General features: G+C 70.8%; 28 protein-coding genes. 14 read left to right on the top strand and 14 right to left on the bottom strand.

The window, feature by feature from the left end:
* The first annotated feature begins 9 nt into the window (after positions 1-9).
* Genes qcrC through qcrB form a run of 3 tightly spaced genes read left to right on the top strand, consistent with a single transcriptional unit; the run spans position 10 to position 3,634 of the window.
* On the top strand, positions 10-855 hold the full coding sequence (qcrC, locus tag BLT28_RS36145) for a cytochrome bc1 complex diheme cytochrome c subunit (protein ID WP_030428694.1): 846 nt from the start codon (positions 10-12) through the stop codon (positions 853-855).
* A complete protein-coding gene (qcrA, locus tag BLT28_RS36140; protein ID WP_030428695.1) occupies positions 852-1,970 on the top strand; it encodes a cytochrome bc1 complex Rieske iron-sulfur subunit in 1,119 nt (372 codons plus the stop codon). The genes qcrC and qcrA overlap by 4 nt, the downstream gene beginning before the upstream one ends.
* Positions 1,967-3,634: a cytochrome bc1 complex cytochrome b subunit gene (gene qcrB, locus BLT28_RS36135; protein WP_030428696.1), complete on the top strand. Its 1,668-nt coding sequence runs from the start codon at positions 1,967-1,969 to the stop codon at positions 3,632-3,634. The genes qcrA and qcrB overlap by 4 nt, the downstream gene beginning before the upstream one ends.
* A gap of 61 nt (positions 3,635-3,695) precedes the next feature.
* Here the strand turns inward: qcrB and BLT28_RS36130 are convergent, their stop codons facing one another.
* Positions 3,696-3,893 (bottom strand): hypothetical protein, encoded by a 198-nt coding sequence (locus BLT28_RS36130; protein WP_030428697.1) that lies wholly within the window; start codon positions 3,891-3,893, stop codon positions 3,696-3,698.
* Positions 3,894-3,957: 64 nt separating this feature from the next.
* The gene (locus BLT28_RS36125) at positions 3,958-4,914 is read right to left on the bottom strand and encodes a GlxA family transcriptional regulator (RefSeq protein ID WP_030428698.1); all 957 of its coding nucleotides are present in this window, start codon (positions 4,912-4,914) and stop codon (positions 3,958-3,960) included.
* 94 nt (positions 4,915-5,008) lie between these two features.
* Between BLT28_RS36125 and BLT28_RS36120 the strand changes: the two genes are divergently transcribed.
* Positions 5,009-5,881, top strand: a complete 873-nt coding sequence (locus BLT28_RS36120) for a DMT family transporter (RefSeq protein ID WP_043810897.1) — start codon at positions 5,009-5,011, stop codon at positions 5,879-5,881.
* A 45-nt stretch (positions 5,882-5,926) separates the two neighbouring features.
* Here BLT28_RS36120 and BLT28_RS36115 read toward each other — a convergent pair whose 3' ends face one another.
* On the bottom strand, positions 5,927-6,325 hold the full coding sequence (locus BLT28_RS36115; protein WP_030428700.1) for a cytochrome c oxidase subunit 4: 399 nt from the start codon (positions 6,323-6,325) through the stop codon (positions 5,927-5,929).
* Positions 6,326-6,359: 34 nt separating this feature from the next.
* The gene (gene ctaC, locus BLT28_RS36110; protein WP_043810981.1) at positions 6,360-7,253 is read right to left on the bottom strand and encodes an aa3-type cytochrome oxidase subunit II; all 894 of its coding nucleotides are present in this window, start codon (positions 7,251-7,253) and stop codon (positions 6,360-6,362) included.
* A 368-nt stretch (positions 7,254-7,621) separates the two neighbouring features.
* Here ctaC and asnB point away from each other — a divergent pair, with 368 nt between their 5' ends.
* A complete protein-coding gene (asnB, locus tag BLT28_RS36105) occupies positions 7,622-9,538 on the top strand; it encodes an asparagine synthase (glutamine-hydrolyzing) (RefSeq protein ID WP_030428702.1) in 1,917 nt (638 codons plus the stop codon).
* A 48-nt stretch (positions 9,539-9,586) separates the two neighbouring features.
* Here the strand turns inward: asnB and BLT28_RS36100 are convergent, their stop codons facing one another.
* Entirely contained in the window at positions 9,587-10,522 is a 936-nt protein-coding gene (locus BLT28_RS36100; protein ID WP_052407144.1) for a carbohydrate kinase family protein, read from the bottom strand.
* 176 nt (positions 10,523-10,698) lie between these two features.
* Between BLT28_RS36100 and BLT28_RS41130 the strand changes: the two genes are divergently transcribed.
* Entirely contained in the window at positions 10,699-10,872 is a 174-nt protein-coding gene (locus BLT28_RS41130; protein ID WP_169748564.1) for a hypothetical protein, read from the top strand.
* Between the two features lie 70 nt (positions 10,873-10,942).
* On the opposite strand, the gene BLT28_RS36095 is transcribed toward BLT28_RS41130, so the two are convergent.
* Entirely contained in the window at positions 10,943-11,305 is a 363-nt protein-coding gene (locus BLT28_RS36095; RefSeq protein ID WP_030428704.1) for a HesB/IscA family protein, read from the bottom strand.
* 89 nt (positions 11,306-11,394) lie between these two features.
* Complete coding sequence (locus BLT28_RS36090) at positions 11,395-12,504, bottom strand: glycerate kinase family protein (RefSeq protein ID WP_030428705.1); 1,110 nt, start codon at positions 12,502-12,504, stop codon at positions 11,395-11,397.
* Between the two features lie 48 nt (positions 12,505-12,552).
* On the opposite strand from BLT28_RS36090, the gene BLT28_RS36085 reads away from it, so the two are divergent.
* Positions 12,553-13,197: a DUF3043 domain-containing protein gene (locus BLT28_RS36085; protein WP_030428706.1), complete on the top strand. Its 645-nt coding sequence runs from the start codon at positions 12,553-12,555 to the stop codon at positions 13,195-13,197.
* A gap of 65 nt (positions 13,198-13,262) precedes the next feature.
* Complete coding sequence (locus BLT28_RS36080) at positions 13,263-14,252, top strand: aldo/keto reductase family protein (RefSeq protein WP_030428707.1); 990 nt, start codon at positions 13,263-13,265, stop codon at positions 14,250-14,252.
* Positions 14,253-14,291: 39 nt separating this feature from the next.
* Here BLT28_RS36080 and BLT28_RS36075 read toward each other — a convergent pair whose 3' ends face one another.
* A complete protein-coding gene (locus BLT28_RS36075) occupies positions 14,292-14,495 on the bottom strand; it encodes a hypothetical protein (RefSeq protein WP_030428708.1) in 204 nt (67 codons plus the stop codon).
* A gap of 46 nt (positions 14,496-14,541) precedes the next feature.
* Between BLT28_RS36075 and cobU the strand changes: the two genes are divergently transcribed.
* The 4 genes from cobU to BLT28_RS36055 are packed head-to-tail and all read left to right on the top strand — an operon-like array spanning position 14,542 to position 17,777.
* Positions 14,542-15,081 (top strand): bifunctional adenosylcobinamide kinase/adenosylcobinamide-phosphate guanylyltransferase, encoded by a 540-nt coding sequence (gene cobU / locus BLT28_RS36070; RefSeq protein WP_030428709.1) that lies wholly within the window; start codon positions 14,542-14,544, stop codon positions 15,079-15,081.
* 21 nt (positions 15,082-15,102) lie between these two features.
* Positions 15,103-16,275, top strand: coding sequence for a nicotinate-nucleotide--dimethylbenzimidazole phosphoribosyltransferase (gene cobT, locus BLT28_RS36065; RefSeq protein WP_407638783.1), 1,173 nt, complete (start codon positions 15,103-15,105; stop codon positions 16,273-16,275).
* A gap of 9 nt (positions 16,276-16,284) precedes the next feature.
* Positions 16,285-17,028: an adenosylcobinamide-GDP ribazoletransferase gene (locus BLT28_RS36060; protein WP_030428711.1), complete on the top strand. Its 744-nt coding sequence runs from the start codon at positions 16,285-16,287 to the stop codon at positions 17,026-17,028.
* 29 nt (positions 17,029-17,057) lie between these two features.
* Entirely contained in the window at positions 17,058-17,777 is a 720-nt protein-coding gene (locus tag BLT28_RS36055) for an SDR family oxidoreductase (protein WP_030428712.1), read from the top strand.
* A 57-nt stretch (positions 17,778-17,834) separates the two neighbouring features.
* On the opposite strand, the gene BLT28_RS36050 is transcribed toward BLT28_RS36055, so the two are convergent.
* The 5 genes from BLT28_RS36050 to BLT28_RS36030 form a co-directional block, all read right to left on the bottom strand.
* On the bottom strand, positions 17,835-18,935 hold the full coding sequence (locus BLT28_RS36050) for a branched-chain amino acid aminotransferase (RefSeq protein WP_030428713.1): 1,101 nt from the start codon (positions 18,933-18,935) through the stop codon (positions 17,835-17,837).
* Positions 18,936-18,998: 63 nt separating this feature from the next.
* Positions 18,999-19,355, bottom strand: a complete 357-nt coding sequence (locus BLT28_RS36045) for an MmcQ/YjbR family DNA-binding protein (RefSeq protein WP_030428714.1) — start codon at positions 19,353-19,355, stop codon at positions 18,999-19,001.
* A 1-nt stretch (position 19,356) separates the two neighbouring features.
* Positions 19,357-19,992 (bottom strand): DUF402 domain-containing protein, encoded by a 636-nt coding sequence (locus BLT28_RS36040; RefSeq protein WP_030428715.1) that lies wholly within the window; start codon positions 19,990-19,992, stop codon positions 19,357-19,359.
* Complete coding sequence (gene gcvT, locus BLT28_RS36035; protein WP_030428716.1) at positions 19,992-21,101, bottom strand: glycine cleavage system aminomethyltransferase GcvT; 1,110 nt, start codon at positions 21,099-21,101, stop codon at positions 19,992-19,994. Before gcvT ends, BLT28_RS36040 begins: the two co-directional genes overlap by 1 nt.
* Positions 21,102-21,112: 11 nt before the next feature.
* Positions 21,113-22,333, bottom strand: a complete 1,221-nt coding sequence (locus tag BLT28_RS36030; protein WP_156050729.1) for an APC family permease — start codon at positions 22,331-22,333, stop codon at positions 21,113-21,115.
* A 176-nt stretch (positions 22,334-22,509) separates the two neighbouring features.
* Between BLT28_RS36030 and BLT28_RS36025 the strand changes: the two genes are divergently transcribed.
* Positions 22,510-24,006 carry a leucyl aminopeptidase gene (locus tag BLT28_RS36025; RefSeq protein ID WP_030428718.1) on the top strand — a complete coding sequence of 499 codons (1,497 nt, stop codon included), beginning with the start codon at positions 22,510-22,512 and terminating at the stop codon, positions 24,004-24,006.
* Between the two features lie 123 nt (positions 24,007-24,129).
* Here the strand turns inward: BLT28_RS36025 and BLT28_RS36020 are convergent, their stop codons facing one another.
* The gene (locus BLT28_RS36020; RefSeq protein WP_030428719.1) at positions 24,130-24,477 is read right to left on the bottom strand and encodes a hypothetical protein; all 348 of its coding nucleotides are present in this window, start codon (positions 24,475-24,477) and stop codon (positions 24,130-24,132) included.
* A 235-nt stretch (positions 24,478-24,712) separates the two neighbouring features.
* On the opposite strand from BLT28_RS36020, the gene lpdA reads away from it, so the two are divergent.
* Positions 24,713-26,083, top strand: a complete 1,371-nt coding sequence (gene lpdA, locus BLT28_RS36015) for a dihydrolipoyl dehydrogenase (RefSeq protein WP_030428720.1) — start codon at positions 24,713-24,715, stop codon at positions 26,081-26,083.
* Positions 26,084-26,120 lie beyond the last annotated feature (37 nt).

Genomic DNA, 26,120 nt, shown 5'->3' with positions numbered 1-26,120 from the left:
GCCGCAGACATGACCACCAGGAAAGACGCCGCCTCCGCGGGAGCGGGAGGACGTGGCGCAGATCGGAACCGCCGTCCGCGCACCAAGCTGCGGCGTCGGCTGTCCGGTCTGCTGGCACTGGGTGTCGCTCTCGTCGGAGCGGGCGCGCTCTACGCGGGCGCGGTGACCCAGCCGCACAAGGCGCAGGCCGCCGACGATCCCGCGCTGGTCCGCCAGGGCGAGCAGATCTACAACAACGCCTGCATCACCTGCCACGGCGGCAACCTGCAGGGTGTCAAGGACCGGGGCCCGAGCCTGATCGGCGTCGGCGAGGCGGCCGTGTACTTCCAGGTCTCCTCCGGCCGCATGCCGATGGTGCGCCAGGAGGCCCAGGCCGCGCGCAAGCCCGCGAAGTACACCCCGGAGCAGATCGACGCGCTCGGCGCGTTCATCCAGTCCACCGGCGGCGGCCCGCAGAAGCCGCACGAGGCAGGCGCCCAGCTGCGCGGCGACAACCCCGCCCGCGGCGGTGAGCTGTTCCGGCTCAACTGCGCCTCCTGCCACAACTTCACCGGTCGCGGCGGCGCGCTGTCCTCCGGCAAGTTCGCCCCGCACCTGGACGGCGTGACCGAGGAGCAGCTCTACACGGCGATGCTCACCGGCCCGCAGAACATGCCGAAGTTCTCCGACCGGCAGCTCTCGCCGGACGAGAAGAAGGACATCATCGCCTACGTCAAGTCGGTGACCGACGGCAACAACAACCCCGGCGGCAACCCCCTCGGCGGCTTCGGCCCCGGTACGGAGGGTCTGATCGCCTGGATCATCGGGCTCGCCGCGCTGATCGGCGTGACCGTGTGGATGGGAAGCAGGGCATGAGCGAGCAGCAGCGCACGCCGGGCGAGGCGGAACTCGCCGAGATGAGCCGGGACGAGCTCGTCGCCGCCGGTCTGGAGGCGGACCACGTCGTCATCGCCAAGCGCGTCGAGCGCTTCCCCGTTCCCGGGACCCGCGCCGAGAAGCGGGCGGTCCGCGGGGTGGCCGCCTGGTTCGCCCTCGCCGCGATCGCCGGGCTGGCGTTCCTCGGCGTGTACGTGGCCTGGCCCAACTCCTACCGCACGCCGGACACCCACGGCAGCTTCTGGTACGACCTGTACACCCCGATGCTGGGCATCACCCTCGGCCTGAGCGTGTTCGCGCTCGGCATCGGCGTGATCGCCTACGCGAAGAAGCTGCTGCCGGACGAGACCGCGGTGCAGCAGCGGCACGCGGAGGGCTCCACCGAGTTCGACAAGCAGACCACCGCGGCGATCCTGGCCGACGCGGGCGCCACCAGCGGCCTCGCCCGGCGCAAGCTGATCACCCGCAGCGCGGGCGCGGCTGCCGGTGTCTTCGGCCTCGGCGTCGGTGTGTTCGCCCTCGGCGGCCTGGTGAAGAACCCGTGGGCCAAGGGCGACAAGTCCGACCTGCTGGTCACCGGCTGGGCCTCGGAGAACGGCGAGAAGGTCTTCCTGCGCCGCGACGTCGGCGACCCGCACAAGGTCGTGCTGGTCCGGCCGGAGGACCTGGACGCGGGCGGCTTCGAGACGGTGTTCCCGTTCAAGGAGTCCGAGCGCGACGACGAGCACGCGCTGATCAAGGGCGTGCGCCGCTCCGACAGCCCGGTGATGCTGATCCGCCTGCGCCCCGGCCAGAAGGTGGTCAAGCGCAAGGGCCAGGAGGACTTCAACTACGGCGACTACTACGCCTACTCCAAGATCTGCACCCACCTGGGCTGCCCGACCTCGCTGTTCGAGCAGCAGACCGGCCGGTTGCTCTGCCCGTGCCACCAGTCGCAGTTCGACGTCTTCACCTACGCCAAGCCGATCTTCGGCCCCGCCACCCGGTCGCTGCCGCAGCTGCCGATCACGGTGGACCCCGAGACCGGTTACCTGATCGCGCGCGGCGACTTCATCGAGCCGATCGGCCCCGGCTACTGGGAGCGTAAGTCATGAGTTCCATCACCACGCCGACCAAGTCGGCAAGCGCGGTGAGCAAGGCGGCGGCCGGTGCCGCGAAGTGGGCCGACGACCGGTACCACCCCGCGTCCGGGCTGCGCCGCCAGATCAGCAAGGTCTTCCCGACCCACTGGTCGTTCATGCTCGGTGAGATCGCGCTCTACAGCTTCATCATCCTGCTGCTGTCCGGCACCTACCTGGCGTTGTTCTTCGACCCCTCGATGCAGGAGGTCCAGTACAACGGCTCGTTCACCAACCTCCAGGGCGTCTGGATGTCGCGCGCGTTCGAGAGCGCGCTGGACATCTCCTTCGAGGTCCGCGGCGGCCTGTTCGCCCGTCAGGTGCACCACTGGGCGGCGCTGCTGTTCATGGCCGCGATCGTCGCGCACATGCTCCGGGTGTTCTTCACCGGCGCGTTCCGCAAGCCGCGCGAGGTCAACTGGGTCATCGGCATCCTGCTGTTCGTGCTGGGCATGTTCGAGGGCTTCACCGGCTACTCGCTGCCCGACGACCTGCTCTCCGGCACCGGCCTGCGGATCGGCTCCGGCATCGTGCTGTCGATCCCGGTGATCGGCACCTGGATCCACTGGGCGCTCTTCGGCGGGGAGTTCCCCGGCACCGAGATCATCCCGCGCCTCTACACGATCCACATCCTGCTGCTGCCCGGCATCATCCTCGGCCTGGTGGCCGCGCACCTGGCGCTGGTCTGGTACCAGAAGCACACCCAGTTCCCGGGTGTCGGCCGCACCGAGAACAACGTGGTCGGCGTGCGCATCATGCCGCTGTTCGCGGCCAAGGCGGGCGGCTTCTTCGCCGTCACCACCGGTGTCATCGTGATGATGGCGGGCCTGTTCCAGATCAACTCCATCTGGAACTTCGGGCCGTACAACCCCGCGCAGGTCTCGGCGGGCTCGCAGCCCGACTGGTACATGGCCTGGACCGACGGCATGAGCCGGTTGTGGCCGGCGTGGGAGGTCTACCTCGGCCCGGTGATGATCCCGGCGATCTTCTTCCCGCTGGTGCTGGGCATGGGCATCGTGTTCACCCTCGCGGGCGCCTACCCGTGGATCGAGGCCAAGCTCACCAAGGACAAGGCCCCGCACCACCTGCTGCAGCGCCCTCGCGACACCCCGGTACGCACCTCGCTGGGCATGATGGCGCTGACGTTCTTCATGGTGATGGCGCTGTCCGGGTTCAACGACCTGATCGCGGACAACTTCAACATCTCGCTGAACGTGATGACCTGGGCGGGCCGCATCCTGACGCTGCTGGCCCCGCCGATCGCCTACTACGTCACCTACCGCATCTGCATCGGTCTGCAGCGCTCCGACCGCGCGGTGCTGGAGCACGGCGTGGAGACCGGCATCATCAAGCGCCTGCCGCACGGTGAGTTCATCGAGATCCACCAGCCGCTCGGCCCGGTGGACTCCCACGGTCACCCGATCCCGCTCGAGTACCAGGGCACGTCGGTGCCGAAGAAGATGAACAAGCTGGGCTTCGCGGGCGAGCCGGTCCCGGGCAGCCTCCTGCGCCCGGACCCCACCGAGGAGACCGCGGCGCTGGAGCGGGCCAGGAAGACGGGCGAGGGCGACCTCACCCCCGGCAACGGCTCCGCCAAGAAGGAGATCACCGCGGGCAAGCCGCAACAGCCCAAGGACTGATCGAGCGCACGAGAAAGGCCCCGCCCTCCCGGCGGGGCCTTTTTCCTGTCCTGGTGAGGTCTCAGGCGCGCTTGCGGCGCCGGGACGCAGCACCGCCGCCCGCGAGGAAGAACCCGATGACGCCGACCGCGATGTGCGCCCAGGGCGAGTAGGGCGTCGCCCACTCCATCAGGAACCACTCGGAGCCGTTGAAGACCTCTTTGACGAGGAGCGAGCCGAAGCCCTGCACCATGAAGATGATTCCGATGACTTCCAGCATGGACGCCAGTCTCCTTGCGGGAAATATCCCCTTCCATCAATCGAGGGGCTGGACCCGGCGTCGGTCACCCGGTTGACCCGAAGGCCTTCCGGTAAGCACTGGGACTGGTGCCGCGTAGTCGCGTGAACTGATGCCGCAGCGCGGCGGCCGACCCGTAGCCGCACGCGACCGCGATCTCGTCGACGCCGAGCTCGGTCTCCTCCAGCATCCGCTGGGCCCGGTCCAGCCTGCGCTGGGTCAGCCAGCGGTGCGGTGTCGTGCCCGTGCCGGCCGCGAAGCGGCGCAGGAAGGTCCGCTCCCCCAACCCGGCCCGGCGGGCCAGCTCGGCGACGGTGACGGGCTGGTCCAGCCTGCGCTCGATCCACTCCAGCAGCTCGGCGAGCACGTCGTCCTCGGCGGCCGGGACGGGTGTCTCGACGAACTGCGCCTGGCCGCCCTCGCGGTGCGGCGGCGCGACCATCCTGCGGGCCAGCACCGTCGCCGCGCGCAGCCCCCTGGTCCGCCGCACGATGTGCAGGCACAGGTCGACCGCGGCGACCGTGCCCGCGCTGGTGAAGACCCCGGAGTCCTCGACGTAGAGCGCGCTCGGATCGACCAGCGCGCGCGGGAACCGTTGGCGGAACTCGGCCTCGTAGACCCAGTGCACGGTGCAGCCGCGTCCGTCGAGCAGCCCGGCGTGACCGAGCATGAACACCCCGGAGCAGAACGCCGCGACCAGCCTGCCCTCCCCGGCGGCGCTCGTGATCAGCTCGGCGACGGCGGGCGAGGGCGCCTGCGTGCGGTCGACGCAGGTGGGCAGGATGATCAGGTCAGCCGCGGCGGCCACGTCCAGGTCGGCGAGATCGGTCAGCCCGAAGCCGGACCAGCCCCGCGCCGGCCTGCCGCCCGGGGAGCACACCGCGAAGTTCCACCCGGCGATTCCGTCCGCGCTGCGGTCGGTGCCGAAGACCTCGCACGCGACGCCGAGCTCGAACGGCGACACCACCCCGTCGACCACCACCGCGACCCGGTCCACCCGCAGCTCCTCCATGGCGCACAGCCTATGTCAGAAGCTTTGCGCCACATGTCATCTCTGCCACTCGTCGGTTCTCGCCGGTGAGCGCAGGATTTCCGGCATGACGAGCACAGTTGCGACACCGAACACGAAGCGCGCCACCCTGGAGTGGGCGGGCGCGATGGCACTCTCCGGCACGATCGGCGTCGCGGTCGTGGAGTCCGGTGCGGCGGCACCGGCGGTGGCCTTCGCGCGCTGCCTCGTCGGCGGGCTGCTCCTCGCGCTGTGGTGCGCGTGGAAGGGCTGGCTGCGCCTGTCCGCTCGGGACCTCCGCCTCGCCGCGCTCGGCGGCGTGCTGCTGGTGGCGAACTGGGTGCTGCTGTTCGCCTCGTACTCGTACTCTTCGGTCTCCGTCGCCACGGTCGTCTACCACACCCAGCCGTTCCTGTTGCTGGGCCTGGCCGGCGTGGTCCTCGGCGAACGGGTGCGGGGGCGCGACCTGGGCCACGGCGCGATCGCCTTCGCGGGCGTCGTGCTGATCTCCCTGGGCGGTCACGGCATGAACGGGCAACCCGTCGACGTCATCGGGATCGCGCTCGCCCTCGGCGCCGCCGCCCTCTACGCGGGCGCTTCCCTGGTGGCCAAGCAGCTCTCGCACGTGAAGCCGCACCTGGTGGCCGCGGTGCAGTGCGCGGTCGGCACGCTCGTGCTGGCCCCGGCCCTGCTGTTCACGCCGCTGCCCGCGTTCGGCCCCGGCTGGTGGTGGCTGCTGGTCCTCGGCGTGGTGCACACGGCCCTGATGTACGTGCTGATGTACCGCAGCATCGGTGTCCTGCCGACAGCGACGGTGGCCCTGCTGTCCTTCCTCTACCCCGCCGTGGCGCTCCTGGTGGACGTCGTGGTGTACGCCCACCACGTCACCCTGTTGGAGGCCCTGGGCATGCTCGCCGTCCTCGTCGGCGCTCTCGCCCACAAGCTCCCGGAGCGGGCATGAAGAAGGGGCGGGCGCATGTGCGCCCGCCCCTTCTGCGAAAAACGATCAGTGGTGGTCCGGCCCCACGTGGTACTCGAAGAGCAGACCCGCCACCATGATCAGCACGACGACCACGCCGATGCCGATCATCCAGGGCTCGAAGAACGCCAGCGAGACCCCGGTGAAGGCGGCGGCCAGCGCCAGCCCGAACGGCCAGTAGCTGCCCGGGGAGAAGAAGCCCAGCTCGCCCGCGCCGTCGCTGACCTCGGCGTCCACGTTGTCCTCGGGCCGCTGCTCGATGCGGCGCGCGACGAAGCGCAGGTAGGTGCCGACGATCAGGGTCAGACCACCGGTGAGGCTGATCGCCACCGTGCCGACCGGCTCGTGCGACCAGACGCCGTAGCCGATGGCCGCCACTAGGCAGAACGCCGTGACCAGATCGAAGATCCGTGCCTCGGTCCTCATGGATTTGCCCTCGCTCTCGAATCCGGCTCGACGCTCAGCGGCCGGACGCGGTGCCCGCGGTGCGGTCGGTGTTGAACGGCTTGGTGGTGATGGCCTGCGGGGCGCACAGCTCGCCGCAGTTCAGCTCGGCAAGCGCCTCGGCGGCCGTGTAGGGCTTGCCGGTCTTGGCGTTCTCCTTGGCCCGCAGCGCCATGTAGCGGTCGAAGACATCCGACGGCAGCGCCCTGACCTCGAAGTTCATCACCGCGTGGTAGGTGCCGCAGAGCTCGGCGCAGCGGCCGACGAAGGCGCCGGGGCTGTCGATCCGGTTCTGGAAGACGTTGTCCTGGTTGTTCTTCTTCGGGTACGGGAAGGTGTCCCGCTTGAAGAGGAAGTCCGGGACCCAGAACGAGTGGATGACGTCCTTGGACTCCAGCGTGTAGCGCACGTTCTTGCCGGTCGGCAGCACCAGCAGCGGGATCTCCGAGCTGGAGCCCACGGTGCTGATCTGCTGGCCGGTGGAGCTCTTGTGCTTCGCGTCGGTGTAGGTGAACTCCCAGTTCCACTGGAACGAGGTCACCTTGACGTTGATGTCGGCCGGCTCGTCCTTGGCGTTGACGAAGTTCTGCGTCACCGCGGTGAAGTAGAAGAGCACCACGACGATGATCGTCGGGACGGTGATGTAGACCATCTCCAGCGGCACGTTGTACTGCGTCTGCCGCGGGAACTCCTCGCTCTTCTTGCGGTGGAAGATCACCGACCAGAGGATCAGGCCCCAGACGAGGACGCCCATCGCCAGGGCCGCGATCACCGACCAGGTCCAGAGCTGGCGCATCTGCTCGGCCTGCGGCGTGACGCCCTCCGGCCAACCGAAGCGCAGCACCTCCTCGGTCGAACAGCCGGTGGCGACGACGGCCACCATGCCGACCAGGGCGAGAACCTTGGTCAGGCGCGCTGCCCGGGCGGGGCGCTGGCGCACCCCCGCGAGCAAGTGTCGCTCCTCCTTGCGGCTCACTGCCGACGCCTCCTCGCTGCGGTTGACGGCCCACCTACCGACGTCGGTGATGATCCAGCTCACAGGCTGCGACCTGCACCGACGGCGGGCCGACGAAGTCATGCGGGAGCCTAGCTCAGCGGGTGCGCGCTCACCTGTCCGGGGTTGCCTGCCTACGCGTGGGGATTCTCCTGACACGACAGGGCTGTCAAGGCCCCCGGCGACTTTCGGCATACTGAGGTCTTCGACCGATGACGACACCCCCGACGGCGAGACCCGCTCCCCCGGGCACCGCTGTTCGACACGAGAGGTGCGCGAGAAGCGTGTGCGGCCTGCTGGGACTTGTTTGCGCTCCCCACAACAACACCGCGGCGGCAGTCAACGCCGTCGCCAACGCCCTGCACTGCCAGCGGCACCGTGGCCCCGATGAAAGCGACACCTGGCACAACGAGTCGGTGGTGTTCGGCTTCAACCGGCTCTCGATCATCGACCTGGAGCGGTCCCACCAGCCGCTGCAGTACGCCAACGGGCGCTACACGATCGTCTTCAACGGCGAGATCTACAACTACCTGGAGCTGCGGGCGGAGCTGGTCGCGCAGTACGGCGCGCGCTTCGCCACCGACGGCGATACCGAGACGATCGTCGCGGCCTACCACTACATGGGCCCGTCCATGGTGGCCAGGCTGCGCGGCATGTTCGCGTTCATGATCTGGGACGCGGAGAAGCGGGTGGTCTTCGGCGCCCGCGACCCGTTCGGCATCAAGCCGCTGTTCTACGCGCAGGGCCCCAACGGCGTCGCCTTCGCCAGCGAGAAGAAGAGCCTGCTGGACCTGGCGGCGGGCCTGGGGCTGCAGCCGCAGCTGGACCGCACCGCGCTGCAGCACTACCTGATCATGCAGTACGTCCCGGAGCCCGCGACGCTGCACACCAAGATCCGCCGCATCGAGTCGGGCACCTCCTTCACCGTGGCCCCCGGCGGTTCGGTGATCACCGAGCGGTACTTCAACCCGCAGTTCAACGCCCGCCCGCTGCGCAGCTCCAGCGAGGTCAACCAGCTGCACCGGCAGATCGCCGACGTCATGCGCGACTCCGTGGCCAAGCACATGCGCGCGGACGTGACGGTCGGCTCCTTCCTCTCCGGCGGCATCGACTCCACCGCGATCGCGGCGCTGGCCAAGGAGCACAACCCGGACCTGATCACCTTCACCACCGGGTTCGAGCGCTCCGGCTACTCCGAGGTCGACGTGGCCGCGGAGTCGGCGGCGGCGATCGGGGTCAAGCACGTGGTCCGCACGGTCTCCGCGGAGGAGATGATGCAGGCCCTGCCGCTGATCACCTGGTACCTGGACGACCCGGTGGCCGACCCGGCGCTGGTGCCGCTGTGGTTCATCGCCCGCGAGGCGCGGCAGTACGTCAAGGTGGTGCTCTCCGGTGAGGGCGCCGACGAGCTCTTCGGCGGCTACACGATCTACCGCGAACCGCTGTCGCTCGCACCGTTCGAGAAGGTGCCCGGCGCGCTGCGCTCGGTGATGGGCAAGGTCTCCAAGCGCATCCCGGACGGCGTGCGCGGCAAGGACCTGCTGCGCCGGGGCGCGCTGTCGCTGGAGGAGCGCTACTACGGCAACGCGCGGATCTTCCGCGACGACCAGATCAAGGCCGTGCTCAAGGGCTACGACCCGAACATCCGGCACACCGACGTCACCGCCCGCCCCTACCGCGAGTCGGCCGGCTGGGACCCGGTGACCCGGATGCAGCACGTGGACCTGTTCACCTGGCTGCGCGGCGACATCCTGGTCAAGGCCGACAAGATGACCATGGCGAACTCGCTGGAGCTGCGGGTGCCGTTCCTGGACCCGGAGGTCTTCCGGGTGGCCTCGACGGTCCCGCTCGAGCAGAAGATCACCAAGGAGACCACGAAGTACGCGCTGCGCAAGGCGATGGAGCGGATCGTGCCCGCGCACGTGCTGCACCGCCGCAAGCTCGGCTTCCCGGTGCCGATCCGGCACTGGCTCAAGGACGAGATGCACGACTGGGCGCGGGAGATCGTGCAGGGCTCCGGCACCGACCACCTGATCGACAAGGCCGCGGTCATGCGCATCCTGGAGGAGCACCGCTCCGGCGTGCTCGACCACAGCCGCCGCATCTGGGCGCTGCTGGTCTTCATGATCTGGCACGGCATCTTCATCGAGCGCTCGATCCAGGTGCGGGTGCCCGAACCGCACTACCCGGTCAAGCTCTGACACGGAAAAAGCCCCCTCCGCGCGGAGGGGGCTTTTGTCACGTCGTGGTCAGGCGGGGAGCATCGGGGCGATGTCCTCGGCCGCCTCGGGGCCGTAGGCCTCGCTCAGCCTGCGCAGGCCGTCGGCGCGGTCGAAGCTCCACTCCTGGGTGCCCACGGTCTCCAGCACGTTGACCGCGATCAGCGAGCCGAGCTGGGCGGCGCGCTCCAGCGGCAGGCCGCGGGTGAGCCCGGCCAGGAACCCGGCGCGGAACCCGTCACCGACGCCGGTCGGATCGGTCTTCGCGGTCTCCGGAACGGCCTGCACCTGCAGGGCGCCGATCTCCCGGCCGACGATCTCCACGCCCTTCTCGCCGAGCGTGGTGATCCGCATGCCGACCTGGTCGAGCACCTCGTCCTCGGTCCAGCCGGTCTTCTTCAGCAGCAGCTGCAGCTCGTAGTCGTTGGTGAACAGGTACTTCGCCCCGGTGACCAGCTTGCGGGCCTGGTCGCCGTCCATCCTGGCCAGCTGCTGCGAGGGGTCGGCGGCGAAGGCGTAGCCGCGCTGGCGGCACTCCTCGGTGTGCCGCAGCATCGCCTCGGGGTCGTTCGGGCTGATCAGCACGAGGTCGAGGCCGCCGGCGCGCTCGGCGACCGGGGCCAGCTCGATCTGCCGGGCCTCGGCCATGGCGCCCGCGTAGAAGGAGGCGATCTGGCACATGTCGTCGTCGGTGGTGCAGACGAACCGCGCGGTGTGCTTGACCTCGGAGGTGTGCACGCCCGAGCAGTCGACGCCGTGCCGCTCCAGCCAGGAGCGGTAGTCGGCGAAGTCGGCGCCGACGGCACCGACCAGGACGGGGTTGTGGCCGAGCACGCCCATCCCGAAGGCGATGTTGGCCGCGATGCCGCCCCGGCGCACGACGAGGTCGTCCACCAGGAAGCTCAGCGACACGCGGTCGAGCTGGTCGGCCACGAGCTGCTCGGCGAACCGGCCGGGGAAGTGCATCAGATGGTCGGTTGCGATGCTTCCGGTGATCGCGACGGGCACGAAAGGCTCTCCTCGTTCGGCGGTGACGGCGTCTGACCAGCCGACTCACCCTTTCAGGTGCACACCGGCCAACCGCGAAGACTACTGCTTGGTAGAGCTGTTCCACACCCGCCGCTAGTCATAACGTCCTCGATGTGACCAGCACCGAACCGAGCACCATCGCCGAGTTGATCAAGGACTGCGCCGAGCTGCCCGACTCGCTCCGCTCCAGCTCAGCGGGCGTTCCGCAGCAGCGCGCCGCGGCACCGTGGCGGGTGAGCGAGGCCAACACCGCCCAGGTGCGTGACATGGATGACTACGGCTGCTGAGCCGGAACTCTGGGAGAACGACAAGGGCCGCGGGTGACACCCGCGGCCCTTCATCGTCTTCGGGGAGCCTCTAGTTGAACGAGTCCCCGCACGCGCAGGAGCCGGTGGCCTGCGGGTTGTCGATGGTGAAGCCCTGCTTCTCGATGGTGTCGACGAAGTCGATCACCGCGCCGTCGACGTAGGGGACGCTCATCCGGTCGACCGCGACCCGGAGGCCGTCGAACTCGCGGAAGGCGTCACCGTCGAGCGTGCGCTCGTCGAAGAACAGCTGGTAGCGGAGGCCGGCGCATCCCCCGGGCTGGACGGCGATGCGCAGGTGCATGTCGTCGCGGCCCTCCTGCTCCAGCAGGGCCTTGGCCTTGGCGGCGGCCGCCTCGGTCATCGTGACGCCGTGGGTCGGCGTCTCGGTGCCGGTTTCCTGCGCAGAAGTCATGGTTCTCCCTCGGTCTTCCTGAGGCGCTACCTCGGCTGCAACGCATCGGATGGCCTGCTTGTTCCACTTCCATGGTGGCACACCCGGACTCAGCGGCCGCCCCACTGCCCGGCCACGTGGGCGGCCAGGTCGGCGAGGGTGCCCGCGGGGTCGGCGAGCGATGCCTCGACCGAGCCCGCGTGCTCGGCGACCGCATAGGAGTCCTCGATGCCGACCGCGGCCGACTCGCGCCTGCCCACGCTGACCTGACCTGCCAGAACCAGGCACGGCATGCCGCGCTCGGCGGCGCCCGCGGCCACAGCGGTGATCAACTTCCCGCGCAGCGACTGCCAGTCGAAGCTGCCCTCGCCGGTGATCGCCAGCTGCACCGAGTCCAGCGCGGAGTCGAGCCCAGTGAGTTCGCGCACAAGTCCGGCTCCCGAGACGACCTCGGCTCCCAGGGCGAGCAGCCCGGCGCCGAGCCCGCCCGCCGCCCCGGCGCCAGCGGTGTCGCGGACGTCCTTGCCCGTGGCCTCGGCGAGTACGTCGGCCCAGCGGCTCAGCGCGCGTTCCAGTGCTTCGACTTCGGTGGCGTCGGCCCCCTTCTGCGGGCCGAAGGTGTGCGCGGCGCCGTGCCTGCCGAGCAACACGTTCTCCACGTCGGAGGCGATCACGAGCTGCACGGGGAACTCCGGCGTCGCGGAGAGCCGTGCGCAGTCGATGAGCGGACCGCCGCCGGGAGCGAGTTCCGCGCCGTCCGCGCCGAGCGGTGCGAACCCGAGCGCGGCGAACAGCCCGGCGCCGCCGTCGGTGCTCGCGGAACCGCCGAGACCGATCACCACCGTGCGCACGCCCTTGGACAGGGCGTCGTTGACCAACTCGCCGACGCCACGCGTGGTGGCCCGGGAAGCGTCGCGCTCGGCGGCGGGCGCGAGGTGGAGCCCGCACGCCTGGGCGCACTCGATGTAGGCCGTGCCGTCGTGTTCGAGCCATTCCGCCTCGACGAGCGCACCGAGCGGACCTGTCACCTCCAGGCGGTGCACCATCCCGCCGAGCGCCGCGTGCAGCACCTCGACGAAGCCCGGCCCACCGTCGGCGAGCGGCCTCAGCACAAGCTCGTCATCAGGGGCGGAACGCCGCCACCCGAGGGAAATCGCCTCTGCGGCCGCCCGCGCCGACAGGGTTCCGCCGAAGCAGTCAGGAGCAACGAGAATCCGCACGGGGCGGACGGTACATCTTCGCAATTCGGCCTGTCCTACCCTGTACGCGTGAGGTTCCTTCGCCGCATCGCGTCCGCTGACCCCACGAACCCCGAAGAGGAGGTCGTGGAGGTCGATCCGGGCTTGCTGGACGGCCCGAAGGGGCACACCGCGGGCAAGGGGAAGCCCACTCCCAAGCGGCGTGAGGCCGAGGGCCGCCGCCGCGGTCCGGTCCCGCCGCCGCCGCGCACGCAGCGCGAGGCCCTGCGCCGGATGCGAGGCAACCAGGCCAGCAAGGAAGAGCGCCGCAAGGCCGCGCAGTTCCGCCGCGAGCGGATGATGGCCGGTGACGACAAGTACCTGCTGCCCCGCGACCGCGGTCCGGTGCGCGCGTACGCGCGCGACCTCGTCGACTCGCGGCGCAACCTCATGGGCTTGTTCATGCCGCTGGCCATCGTGGTGTTCATCGCGGTGCTGACGCCGAACCTGGTCGTGCAGCAGTACGCCAGCCTCGCGTGCATGTTCATGCTGCTGGCCATGCTCATCGAGGGCGTCATGCTCGGCAGGCTGGTGTCGCGGCGGGCGCGGCAGAAGTTCCCCGACGAGAACTTCAAGGGCTTCGCGCTCGGCTGGTACGCCTTCACCAGGGCGACCCAGCTGCGCAAGCTGCGCGTGCCCAAGCCCCGCGTCGGCTACAACGACCGGGTGGCGTAGTTCACACCCCTGGACCACACTCCAGGTACTTAGCGAGGCGAACGAACCCGGTTTAGGCTGGTGGCATGGAGTTCCGTCGTCTCGGCCGCAGTGGCCTTTCCGTCAGTGCCATCTCCTACGGCAACTGGATCACCCACGGCTCGCAGGTCGAGGAGGACCAGGCGCACGCCTGCGTGAAGGCCGCGCTCGACGCGGGCATCACGACCTTCGACACCGCCGACGTCTACGCCAACACCGCAGCGGAGTCGGTGCTCGGGCGCGCCCTCGCCGGTCAGCGCCGGGAGAGCCTGGAGATCTTCACCAAGGTCTTCTGGCCGACCGGCCCCAAGGGCGAGAACGACAAGGGTCTCGGCCGCAAGCACATCATGGAGTCGGCCAACGCCTCGCTGAAGCGCCTGGGCACCGACTACATCGACCTCTACCAGGCGCACCGCTTCGACCGGACGGTGCCGCTGGAGGAGACGATGCTGGCCTTCGCCGACCTCGTGCGGCAGGGCAAGGTCCTCTACGTCGGCGTCTCGGAGTGGAACGCCGAGCAGATCACCCGCGGCGCCGCCATCGCCCGCGAGCTGAACGTCCCGTTCATCTCCAACCAGCCCCAGTACTCCGCGCTGTGGCGGATCATCGAGTCCCAGGTGATCCCGGCCAGCGAGCGCGAGGGCATCAGCCAGATCGTCTGGTCGCCGATCGCCCAGGGCGTGCTCACCGGCAAGTACAAGCCCGGTCAGCCCGTGCCCGCGGGTTCCCGCGCCACCGACGAGAGCGGCGGCAAGAACTTCGTCGCCCGCTTCCTGCGCGAGGACGTGCTGGAGAAGGTGCAGCTGCTGGAGCCCGTCGCGGCCGAGGCCGGGCTGACCATGGCCCAGCTCGCCGTCGCCTGGGTGCTGCAGAACCCGAACGTGGCCTCGGCGATCATCGGCGCCTCGCGCCCCGAGCAGGTCAGCGAGAACGTCAAGGCCGCGGGCGTGAAGCTGGACGAGGAGATCATGAAGAAGATCGACGAGGCCCTCGACGGCGTCATCGAGTACGACCCCCGCCTCACCATCACCCCGTGACCGCCACGGGCGGGCCGTCCCCACGGCCCGCCCGGGACGTCATTGCTCGGGCGGGTGCAGGCTCATCGGGCCGTAGACCGGGGTGTCGCCGTCGAGCAGGGTGACCTGGTCGACCCCGCCGTCGAGCAGGTCGGGCCAGTTCTCCTCCAGCCACTGCTCCGCGTCGGCCTGCTCGTCGAACCGCTCGTCCGGGCCGATCACGTCGACCTCGGTCGAATCCTGGTAGCGCCAGCGGTATCCCACGTCGCTCTCCCTCTCGTTCGCCAGGCAGAACGGTAACGTGACGCCGGTGAGTCGACGCACGCTCGTGCTCGGCGGCGCCCGTTCCGGCAAGTCGGCCCATGCCGAGGGCCTGGCGCCCGCCGACCCCTCGGTGACCTACGTGGCGACCGCCCGGCGCCACCCCGGCGACACCGACTGGGAAGCCCGCATCGCCGAGCACACGCGGCGCCGCCCGGAGTGCTGGCGGACGGTGGAAGCCGCCGACGGCCCCTCCCTCCCGGACGTGCTGTCCGCGGCGGGAGCCGACGAGCTGCTGCTGGTGGACGATCTCGCGACCTGGCTGACCGAGGTGCTCGACGCCGCGAACGCCTGGGACGGCGGCGATCGGAAGCCCGTGCACGCCGAGGTGGACCGGCTGACGAGGGCGCTGGCCGAGACCGCGGCGCGGGTCGTGCTGGTGTCCGCGGAGGTCGGGCTGGGCGTCCATCCCGCGACGCCTTCTGGCAGGCTCTTTCGTGACGAGCTTGGCAGGCTGAACGCCCGCGTCGCCGAGGTGTGCGACACGGTCACGCTGCTGGTGGCGGGAATCCCGCTGCGACTGCGCTGACCGCAGGATATGGAGGTTCGAGTGTCCGAGGACAAGGCTGTGGAGGATGCAGGTGTCTTCCCGCCGATCACACCGCCGGACGACGAGGTCCGCGAGCGGGCGATCGCCCGGCACGCCCAGCTGACCAAGCCCGCGGGCTCGCTGGGCCGCCTCGAGGAGCTCGGCGCGTGGATCGCGGCCTGCCAGGGCACCTGCCCGCCGAAGCCGTTCGAGCGGGCGCGCGTGGTGGTCTTCGCCGGGGACCACGGCATCGCCGCGGAGGGCGTCTCGGCCTACCCCAGCGAGGTCACCGCGCAGATGGTGGCCAACTTCCTCGCCGGAGGCGCGGCGGTCAACGTGCTCGCCGCCGCCGCGGGCGCGACCGTCCGCGTCGCCGACATCGCGGTCGCGGGCGAGACCGCGCCGATGGTCAGCAAGTACAAGGTGCGCACCAGTTCCGGGCTCATCGACCGCGAGGACGCGCTGTCCGCGGAGGAGACGGCCGCGGCACTGCGCGCGGGCCGCGAGATCGCCGACGAGGAGATCGACGGCGGGGCGGACATCCTCGTCGCCGGGGACATGGGCATCGGCAACACCACGCCCTCCGCAGTGCTGATCGCGGCGCTGACCGGCACCGAGCCCGTCGCGGTGGTCGGCCGCGGCACCGGGATCGACGACCAGGGCTGGATCCGCAAGACGGCGGCCATCCGCGACGCGCTGCGGCGCGCCCGCAAGGTCGGCGCCGACCCCGTCGGGCTGCTGCGCACCGCGGGCGGAGCGGACATCGCCGCGATGGCCGGCTTCCTCGCCCAGGCCGCGGCGCGGCGCACGCCGGTGGTGCTGGACGGGGTCGTGGTGGGCGCGGCGGCGATGGTCGCCGAGGAGATGGCGCCGGGCTCACGCGAGTGGTGGGTGGCCGGGCACCGCTCGGTCGAGCCCGCGCACACCGTCGTGCTGGACCACCTCGACCTCAAGCCGATCCTGGACTTCGGCATGCGCCTCGGCGAGGGTTCCGGGGCCCTCACCGCGCTCCCCGTCCTGAGCGCGGCCACGAAGATCCTCGCGGAGATGGCCACCTTCGCCGACGCGGGCGTCTCCGGCGGCCCCACCACCCCGTCCGACGCCCTCACTCCGCCACCCGCGCCAGAACCCCAGGCGGCCCCCGAACCCCCGCCCGCGCCGACCTACACAGTCGCCCCGCCCCTCGACCTCTGACCCAGGGCGATGCGCGGCCTGCGACTGGCGTTCTCCCTGTTGAGCGTGCTCCCCGCGCGCGTCGACGACGTCGACCGCGAGACGGCGGGCAGGGCGATCACGGCCGCACCGCTCGTCGGACTGGTGCTCGGAGCAGCGGCGGCGGGCACGGCGGTCGGTGCGGTCGCCGTCGGCTTGGCGCCGCTGCTGGTCGGAGTGCTGGTCGTGGGTCTGCTCGCCCTCGCCACGCGGGGCATGCACGTGGACGGGCTCGGCGACGTCGCGGACGGCCTGGGGTGCTACGGGCCGCCGGAGAAGGCGCTCAAGGTCATGCACGATCCCGCCGCCGGGCCGTTCGCCGTCGTGGCGCTGATCGTGAACCTGGGCGTGCAGGCGGCGGCCATCAGTGCCCTCCTCGCCCAGAACCGTTGGGGCGCAATAGTGATCGCCGTCGTGGCGGGGCGGATCGCGTTCGGCTGGGGCTGCCGCCGGGGTGTGCCGCCCGCCCAGCAGAAGGGGCTCGGGGCGCTCGTCGCGGGCACGCAGCCGTTGGCGATCCCGGTGATCTGGACGGTGCTCCTGGCAGCCGCTTCGCTGACGGTGCACCTGTGGCTGGGCCCGCTCGCGGTGCTCGCCGCGACGGCCGCGGTACTCGGTCTGCTCGCCCACACCACCAAGCGGTTCGGTGGCGTCAACGGGGACGTGCTCGGCGCCTGCTGCGAGGTCGCGACGACCGTCGCGTTGGTTGTGCTGTCGGCGAAACAAATTTTCTAAGCACCGGTGCCCTCGGCTATGTGTGACCAATGACCAAGCCGCTCATCGTGATCACCGGGGCCAGCTCCGGGATCGGCGCCGCGACCGCGCAAGCGTTCGCAGAGCTGGACCACCCCCTGCTCCTGCTGGCGCGTCGCCTGGACCGCCTTGAAGACCTCAAGCTGCCCAACGCGCTCTGCCGCACGGTCGACGTGACCGACGCCCAAGCCGTCGCCGACGCCGTCACGGAGGCCGAGTACCAGCACGGCCCCACCGACGCCATCGTGAACAACGCGGGCGTCATGCTGCTCGGCCACATCGCCGCCCAGGCTCCCGCCGAGTGGCGGACGATGTTCGACGTCAACGTGCTCGGCCTGCTCAACGGCGTGCACGCGGTGCTGCCGGGCATGATCGAGCGCGGCCGGGGCACGGTGATCAACGTCAGCTCGGTCGCCGGGCGCAAGGGCTTCCCCAACCACGCGGTCTACGGCGGCACCAAGTTCGCGGTGCACGCGATGTCGGAGAGCCTGCGCGAGGAGGTCGCGGGCAAGGGCGTGCGCGTGACCACGATCGCCCCCGGCGCGGTGGAGACCGAACTGCTCTCGCACACCACCGACGAGGCCATCAAGGCCGACTACCAGGCGTGGAAGGAGGCCAACGACGTGCTCACCGCCGAGGACGTCGCGGCCGTCATCCAGTTCACCTACGAACAGCCGCAGCGGGTCTGCGTGCGCGAGGTCGTGCTGGCCGCGACCGCGCAGCAGGCGTAACCACAAAGAGGGGCTCCGCCGACGCCCGGCGGAGCCCCTCCGGCACCACGAGAACGATCAGCCCAGCCGGTGCATCCAGCCGTGGGTGTCCTCGACAGCGCCGCGCTGGAGGTCGGTCAGCCGCTTGCGCAGCCGCATGGTCAGCTCGCCCGAGGCGCCGCCGTTGATGGTGAACTCGCCGCCCGCGTGCTTCACCCGGCCGACCGGGGTGATCACCGCGGCGGTGCCGCAGGCGAAGACCTCGGTGATCTCACCGGAGGCGACGCCCTTCTCCCACTCGTCGGTGGAGATCCGCCGCTCCTCGACCCCGTGGCCGAGGTCGGCGGCCAGCTCCAGCAGCGAGGCCCTGGTGATGCCGGGCAGCAGCGTGCCGGTCAGCTCGGGGGTGACGATGCGGGCGTCGGCACCGGAGCCGAGGACGAAGCAGAGGTTCATCCCGCCCATCTCCTCCACCCAGCGCCGCTCCACCGCGTCCAGCCACACCACCTGGTCGCAGCCCTGCTCGGCGGCCTGGGCCTGGGCCAGCAGCGAGGCCGCGTAGTTGCCCGCGAACTTCGCCGCACCGGTGCCGCCGGGGGCCGCGCGCACGTACTCGGTGCTCAGCCAGACGCTGACCGGCTTGATGCCACCGGCGAAGTACGCGCCCGCGGGCGAGGCGATCAGCAGGTAGCGGTACTGGCTCGCCGGGCGCACCCCGAGCCCGGCCTCGGTGGAGATCATGAAGGGCCGCAGGTACAGCGACTCCTCACCGCCCGCGGCGGGCACCCAGTCGCGGTCGATGTCGATCAGCTCGCGCAGCGAGGCGAGGAACAGCTCGTCCGGCAGCTCCGGCATCGCCAGCCTGCGGGCCGACGCGCGGAACCGCTCGGCGTTGGCGTCGGGCCGGAACGAGGCGACGGTGCCGTCCGGCTGCCGGTAGGCCTTCAGTCCCTCGAAGATGGCCTGGCCGTAGTGCAGCACCATCGCGGCGGGGTCGATCGGGAAGCTGCCGTAGGGCAGGACCGCCGCGTCGTGCCAGCCCCGCTCGCGGTCCCAGTCGATGCTGACCATGTGGTCGGTGAAGTGCTGCCCGAAGCCGGGGCTGGCGAGTACCTGCGCCCGACGCTCCGCCGAAAGGGGGTTCGGGTTGGACGTCCGGGTGAAGGGCGCTGTCGTCATGGCAGCACGATAAACCTTCTTCATCCCATCCGAACATCGCTATCCCGAACATCGGACGCCCGACTATTGCACGGACCGGGACTCCGCCGCGTCGTGCCGGTCCACCAGGCGTTTGGGCGCGGTGCGGCGCCACGCCTCGCGGACCAGCTCGGCGATTTCCTTCGGATCGGCGACGCGCAGGTCCACGCTCACCCACCCGTAGCGCCCGACGTAGTCCGCGACGGCGTAGGTCTGCGGCGCCGCGGCGATCAGCGCCTCCTGCTCCTCGGGCGTCGCCTTGACGGTGGCGCGGTGCCCGTCGCCGTCCATGGCGGCGAACATCTTGTCGCCGACGCGGAAGGTCGGATGCCCCCAGGTCTCCACCTCCTCGGACTCCAACAGGTTCAGCGCCAGATCTCGGAAGTCCTCGGCGGAGACCACGTCAGCGTTCCTCCATCACCTCGTCGGGCAGTGTCGGCAGCGGCCAGCCGGGGTCCGGCCGGAACTCGCACCACGTCCCATCGAAAGGGAAAAGTCCCGATTCGGCCAGACCGATCATCCGTTCGCCCTCGGCGCGCAGCCGGTCAAGCTGCTCCCGGGTGATCTTGCCTGCGGCCAGCGCCTCGACGGCCTCGTCCTCGTCCTTCCACGACCAGCTCCGGTCCGGTAGGACCTCGACGTCGAGCACGCCGTCGATGCGGCACACGGCGGTGTCCGTGCGCCCCATCGGCACCTCCAGGTTGACGTACCAGTTCAGGAAGGTCCCGTCCGGCAGGAAGAACCACCAGACGCTGGACCACTGCTCCTCGAAGACCACGCGCAGCGTCGAGGAGCCGACCCAGGCCGAGCGCACGGGCACCCGGCCGAGCCGGAACCGCTGCTCCAGCGGGACGTGGCGCGGGTGAACGCCGCTGGGCACCCGGGTGGCGCGCACGGGCGTGCCGTCGGGCACCCAGCACACCAGCCGCTCACCGTCGTCGGAGAGCACCCGCGCCGGGGTCACCGCGCCGAGCGAGCCGTCGTTGCGCCGGAACGAGTAGAGGACCTCCTCGCCCGGCGCCCAGAGCCGTCCCGCCACTACTTGACGTTGGTCCGCACGAACGGCGGCTTGACGACCTCGCAGCGCAGCGAGCGGCCGCGCACGTCGAGGGTCACCTCGTCGCCGATCTTCACGTCCGCCGAGGTGTCCAGCAGTGCCAGCGCCACGCCGATCTTGAGCGTCGGCGAGAAGGTGCCGGAGGTGGACTCGCCGATCCGCTCCCCCGCCGCGTCGAGCACGTCCATGTGCGCGCGGGGCACCCCGCGCTCCAGCGCGCGCAGGCCGAAGAGCTTGCGGACCGGGCCGTTCGCCTTCTCCGCGCGCAGCGCCTCGTGACCCCAGAAGGAGTCCTTCTTCCAGCCGACCGCCCAGCCGGAGCCCGCCTGCACCGGGGTGATCTCCAGCGACAGGTCCTGGCCGTGCAGCGGGTAGCCCATCTCGGTGCGCAGCGTGTCCCGCGCGCCGAGGCCGCAGGCCCGCCCGCCCAGCGGTGCCGCCGCGTCCAGCAGCGCCGCCCACACAGCGGGCGCGTCGTCCCAGCGCGGCACCAGCTCGAAGCCGTGCTCGCCGGTGTAGCCGGTGCGGCAGACGCGGACCGTGCGGCCCTCCCACTCCGCGTCGGCGAAGGCCATGTAGTCCAGCTTCGTCGGCAGGCCGAGCGCCTCCAGCAGCTCCGAGGACTTCGGGCCCTGGACCGCGAGCACGCCGTAGTCGGTGTGCTGCTCGGTGACGGTGACGCCCTCGGGCGCCGCGACGGAGAGCATCCGGCAGACCTCGGCCGTGTTGGCCGCGTTGGGGATGAGGAACACCTCGTCGTCGCTGACCAGGTAGGCGATCAGGTCGTCGACCACGCCGCCGGACTCCACGCAGCACAGCGTGTACTGGGCCTGGCCCGCGCCGATCTTGCGCAGGTCGTTGGTCAGGCAGGAGTTCACGAACTCGGCCGCGCCCGGCCCCGCGACGAGGGCCTTGCCCAGGTGCGAGACGTCGAAGACGCCGACCGCCTCGCGGACCGCGGTGTGCTCCGCGACGACCCCGCCGCCGGAGTACTGGATCGGCATCTCCCACCCGCCGAACGGCGCGAACGTGGCGCCGAGGTCGCGGTGGGCGGTGTGCAGCGGACTGGTGCGGAGCTGAGAGTCGGTCACATCGCCAGAAACTACCGCCACCGATGGGAAATCAAAGCCCCCAGGCACGAACCCACCACGAGCACCACCAGCGTGGTGAGCAAGGTCATCGGCGGCAGGCTCATCGCGAGCATCACCGAGATGCCCAGGCCGAAGCACGCGGTGCGCATCGGCCAGGTCCGCTGCTGGTCGATCAGCTCCACCCGGGTCGCCGCGTTGGCGAAGGCGTAGTGCACCAGCACGCAGCAGGCCGCCAGGTGCACGGCCCCGGTGAGGTCCAGCAACGGCAGGGCCAGCACGACGAGCCCGCCGACCACCAGGTCGATCGGCCAGGTGGTGCCCGCGCGGGCGATCGTGGCCAGCGGCGTCGCCACCTCGCGCTCGATCGCGGCCTCCACCACCATCCTGCGCATCGCGACGAGCACCAGCACCAGGCAGGACGCGAGCCCCACCCCGGCGCCGAACTCCACGAACGGCACCATCACCGCTCCGTCCGCGGCGATCACCGCGTCCCGCAGCGGTGCGGGCGAGAGGGCCAGCCGCGCCGGGCCGAGCTGGTGCAGCAGCGCCACGCCGAGCAGGGCGTAGAGCACGGTGACCACCCCGGCGATCACCGGAATGGCGCGGCGGGTGGTGCGCCAGCCGTGCTGCGGTTCTCCGTCGGCGGGCGCGGTGACCCGCTCGAACCCGACGAAGCCCAGGAACAGGATCGCGGCGGCGGTCATCAGGCTGCGCGGATCTCCGACCTGCGCTGCCGGGGCTCCGATCGGCGCGACCGGGGGCGCGACGGCCAGGCACGCGGCGATGACCAGGACGAGCACGAGCAGCACGACGCCGCCGATCAGCCACGCGAGACCGCTGCCCCACCGAAGCAGCCCACTGGCGTTGCCGGCCGCCGCGACAGCGAGCACCGCGAACGCGGCGAGATCCGGTTGGTCGGGAGCGACGTGCTCGGCGAAGGTCCTCGCGAGCACCACGGCGAGGCAGCCCAGCGCGACGAACCGCCCGGTGCCCGCGACCCGGCCGGGCCAGCGGCCCATGTGCTCGCGGATCGAGGAGCGCTCCGAGGTGGAGTACATGGCGCACAACGCGGTGACCGCCGCCAGCGGGAGCCCGGCGAGCAGCCAGATCCCCGCCGAGGCCGCGGCGGGCGCCAGGAGCAGGAACGGGCCGAGGCCGATCATGGCGCCTAGGCCGAGGACCACGACGCCGGGAACCCGGATCGCGGTTGGTTGACGCGGCTCGACTGCCACGCGCACACGGTATGCCCCGGCCTCCCGTCACGCACAGCCACCTGAAGGCTGACAGGGCTCCGTTCGCGTTTACCATCCGGTAGCGACTGACCGCGGCCCTGTACCTCCACGGTCTTTCCCGACTCGAACCAGCGATCAGGCCCGGCACCGGCGCCGGGCCACGACGAGGAGCAAGCGTGACCGTCCCCAAGCTAGCGCTCACCGACAGTGACCCCACCACCGCCGCGGCCGACACCGTCGTCATCGGCACCGTGCAGGGGGCGGACGGCCTGGCGCTCGCCGACGGCGCGGCCGCGGTGGACGCCGCGTTCGACGGCAAGCTCGTCGAGCTGCTGGAGACCCTGGGCGCCACCGGCAAGGCCGAGGAGGTCGTGAAGCTGCCCAGCGCGGGCAAGCTCACCGCCGCGCTCGTCGTCGCCGTAGGCGTCGGCGCCCCGAACGACGAGGGCACCGTGACCGCCGAGCAGGTCCGCAGGGCCGCCGGTGCGGCCGCGCGCTCCCTCAACGGCACTGTGCGCGTGCTGAACACCCTTGGCGAGCTGGACCTGTCCGCGGCCGTCGAGGGCCACCTGCTCGGCGGCTACACCTTCACCGAGTACAAGTCCGAGAAGGCCGACGAGAAGGCCGCGAAGGTGGAGTTCACCTCCGTCGCGGGCGCGAAGGACAAGGCGACGAAGGCGAAGCTCAAGGCCGCGACCGCGATCGCCGAGGCCGTGATCACCGCCCGCGACTTCGTCAACACCCCGCCGAACGACCTGTTCCCGGCGTCCTTCGCCGAGCGCGCCAAGAAGCTCGGCGAGGCCGCGGGCCTGGACGTCGAGGTGCTCGACGAGAAGGCGCTGCGCAAGGGCGGCTACGGCGGCATCCTCGGTGTCGGCGGCGGTTCCGCCCGCAAGCCGCGCCTGGTCCGGCTCAGCTACAAGGGCCCGAAGGCGCGCAAGAAGGTCGCGCTCGTCGGCAAGGGCATCACCTTCGACACCGGCGGCATCTCGATCAAGCCCGCGGGCGAGATGCACCACATGACCAGCGACATGGCCGGCGCGGCCGCGGTGATCGCCACGGTGGTGCTCGCGGCGAAGCTGAAGTACCCGCTGGAGGTCGTCGCCACGGTTCCGATGGCGGAGAACATGCCCGGCGGCGAGTCCTACCGCCCCGGCGACGTGCTGACCTTCCTCGGCGGCAAGACCTGCGAGGTGCAGAACACCGACGCCGAAGGCCGCCTCATCCTGGCCGACGCCATGGTCCGCGCGTGCCAGGACGGCCCGGACTACCTGGTCGACACCGCCACGCTGACCGGCGCGCAGGTCGTCGCGCTCGGCAAGCGCACCGCGGGCGTCATGGGCACCGACGAGTTCCGCGACCGCGTGGCCGCGCTCGGCCGCGGTGTCGGCGAGTACGCGTGGGCCATGCCGCTGCCGGAGGAGCTGCGGGCGGACCTGAACTCCAACGTCGCCGACCTGGCCAACATCACCGGCCACCGCTGGGGCGGCATGCTCTCCGCGGGCATCTTCCTGCGCGAGTTCGTCGCCGAGGGCGTCCAGTGGGCGCACGTCGACGTGGCGGGCCCGGCCTTCAACAGCGGTGGCGCCTGGGGCTACACCACCAAGGGCGGCACCGGCACCCCGGTCCGCACCCTGGCCGCCGTCCTCGCCGACATCGCCGAGAACGGCTGACCCCACCCCCGCGTTCACGCACTGAATGAGTCATTGAGGACGCTCAACCACCTCAATGACTCATTCAGTGCGCCCGACGCACCGATCGCGGCATTCGCGAGGGGCCGGCGTGCGGGGAACGGGTCAGCCGAGGTTGTCGCGCTGGGCGCGCTTGCGCAGGGCGCGCTGCCGTTCGGTGTACTCGCGCATCCGCTTGGGGTAACCGACGAGGGCCACGTCGTAGACGGGAATGCCCAGCTTCTTGCCGAGCTTGCGGGCGCCCTCCGGGCCGTCGACGCGCCTGCGGGTCCATTCGCCGTCGTGGGCGATGAGCACCACAGTGGTTTCCGTCACCGTGGTCTTCGGCTCGACGTAGGCCTCGACGCCGCGCCGCTGCTTCGCCCACGCCACGAGGTGATCGGTGTCGTCGTTGGACGATCCCCGCAGCGTCCCCGGCTTCTGCCGCTTCCGGAACCGGTCGAACAGACCCATCGCGACGCCTCCTTCACCTGGTCGTCAGATCTTGCCAGCAGGCGTGTGGGGCCGTCGTTGCGATCCATCGGTTGTCATCCGGAGGACTCGCTGACGGGCCGCGTCGCCAACAGAGCCGAACAGGTGACAAGATGGCGCTTGCCCGCGCGCCGAGACGCGCACGCGGGCACAAGGGCCTTGAAGACAGTGTTTAAGACCTGGCGACCGAAACCGTTGCCTCCTCAGAGGAGATGCTGTGACCGACACCTCCGCCGACCTCGTGATCCTCGGCGGCGGCTCGGGCGGCTATGCCTGCGCGTTCCGCGCGGCCGAGCTCGGCCTGTCCGTCGTTCTGGTGGAGAAGGACAAGCTCGGGGGAACCTGCCTGCACCGCGGCTGCATCCCGACCAAGGCCCTGCTGCACGCGGCCGAGGTGGCCGACAACGCGCGCGAGGGTGACCAGTTCGGCGTGAAGAGCTCGCTCGCGGGCATCGACATGGCCGGGGTCAACTCGTACAAGGACGGCATCATCGGCGGCCTGTACAAGGGCCTGCAGGGCCTGGCCAAGGCCAACAAGGTCACCCTGGTCGAGGGCGCGGGCACCTTCGTCGGCCCGAACACCGTCGAGGTCAACGGCCAGCGCTACACCGGCAAGAACGTGGTGCTCGCGACCGGCTCCTACGCCAAGAGCCTGCCCGGTCTGGAGATCGGCGGCCGGATCATCACCAGCGACCAGGCGCTCAACCTCGACTACGTGCCGCAGAAGGTCGTCGTGCTCGGCGGCGGCGTGATCGGCGTGGAGTTCGCCAGCGTGTGGCGCTCCTTCGGCGCCGAGGTCACCATCATCGAGGCGCTGCCCCGGCTGGTCCCGTCCGAGGACGAGTGGGCCTCCAAGCAGCTGGAGCGGGCCTTCCGCAAGCGCGGCATCACCTTCAAGACCGGCGTCCGGTTCAGCGGCGCCACCCAGACCGACACCGGCGTCCAGGTCAGCCTGGAGTCCGGCGAGTCCCTCGATGCCGACCTGCTGCTCGTCGCCGTCGGTCGCGGCCCCAACAGCGCGGGCCACGGCTACGAGGAGGCGGGCGTGCGGATGGAGCGCGGCTTCGTCCTCACCGACGAGCGCCTGCGCACCAACCTGCCCGGCGTCTACGCCGTCGGCGACCTGGTGCCCGGCCTGCAGCTGGCGCACCGGGGCTTCCAGCAGGGCATCTTCATCGCCGAGGACATCGCGGGCCTGGACCCGAGGGTCATCGACGAGGCGGGCATCCCGCGGGTGACCTACTGCAAGCCCGAGGTCGCCTCGGTGGGCCTGACCGAGGCCGCCGCCAAGGAGAAGTACGGCTCGGTCGAGACCTACCTCTACAACCTGGCGGGCAACGGCAAGAGCCAGATCCTCAAGACCGCGGGCGGCGTCAAGCTGGTCAAGGCCCCCGAGGGTCCCGTTGTCGGCATCACCCTCGTCGGCGAGCGCGTGGGCGAGCTCATCGGTGAGGCGCAGCTGATCTACAGCTGGGAGGCGTTCCCCGAGGACGTCGCCCCGCTCATCCACGCCCACCCGACCCAGAACGAAGCCCTGGGCGAGGCGTTCCTCGCCCTGGCCGGCAAGCCGCTGCACGTGCACGGCTGACGTCGGCACGAAGCGAAGTCAGCCACACGAGCCACGA

The sequence above is a fragment of the Allokutzneria albata genome, from assembly GCF_900103775.1.
Classification (GTDB): Bacteria; Actinomycetota; Actinomycetes; order Mycobacteriales; family Pseudonocardiaceae; genus Allokutzneria; species Allokutzneria albata.
Note: the sequence above shows the minus strand (reverse complement) of the source record. Positions and strands in the feature narration are given on the sequence as shown.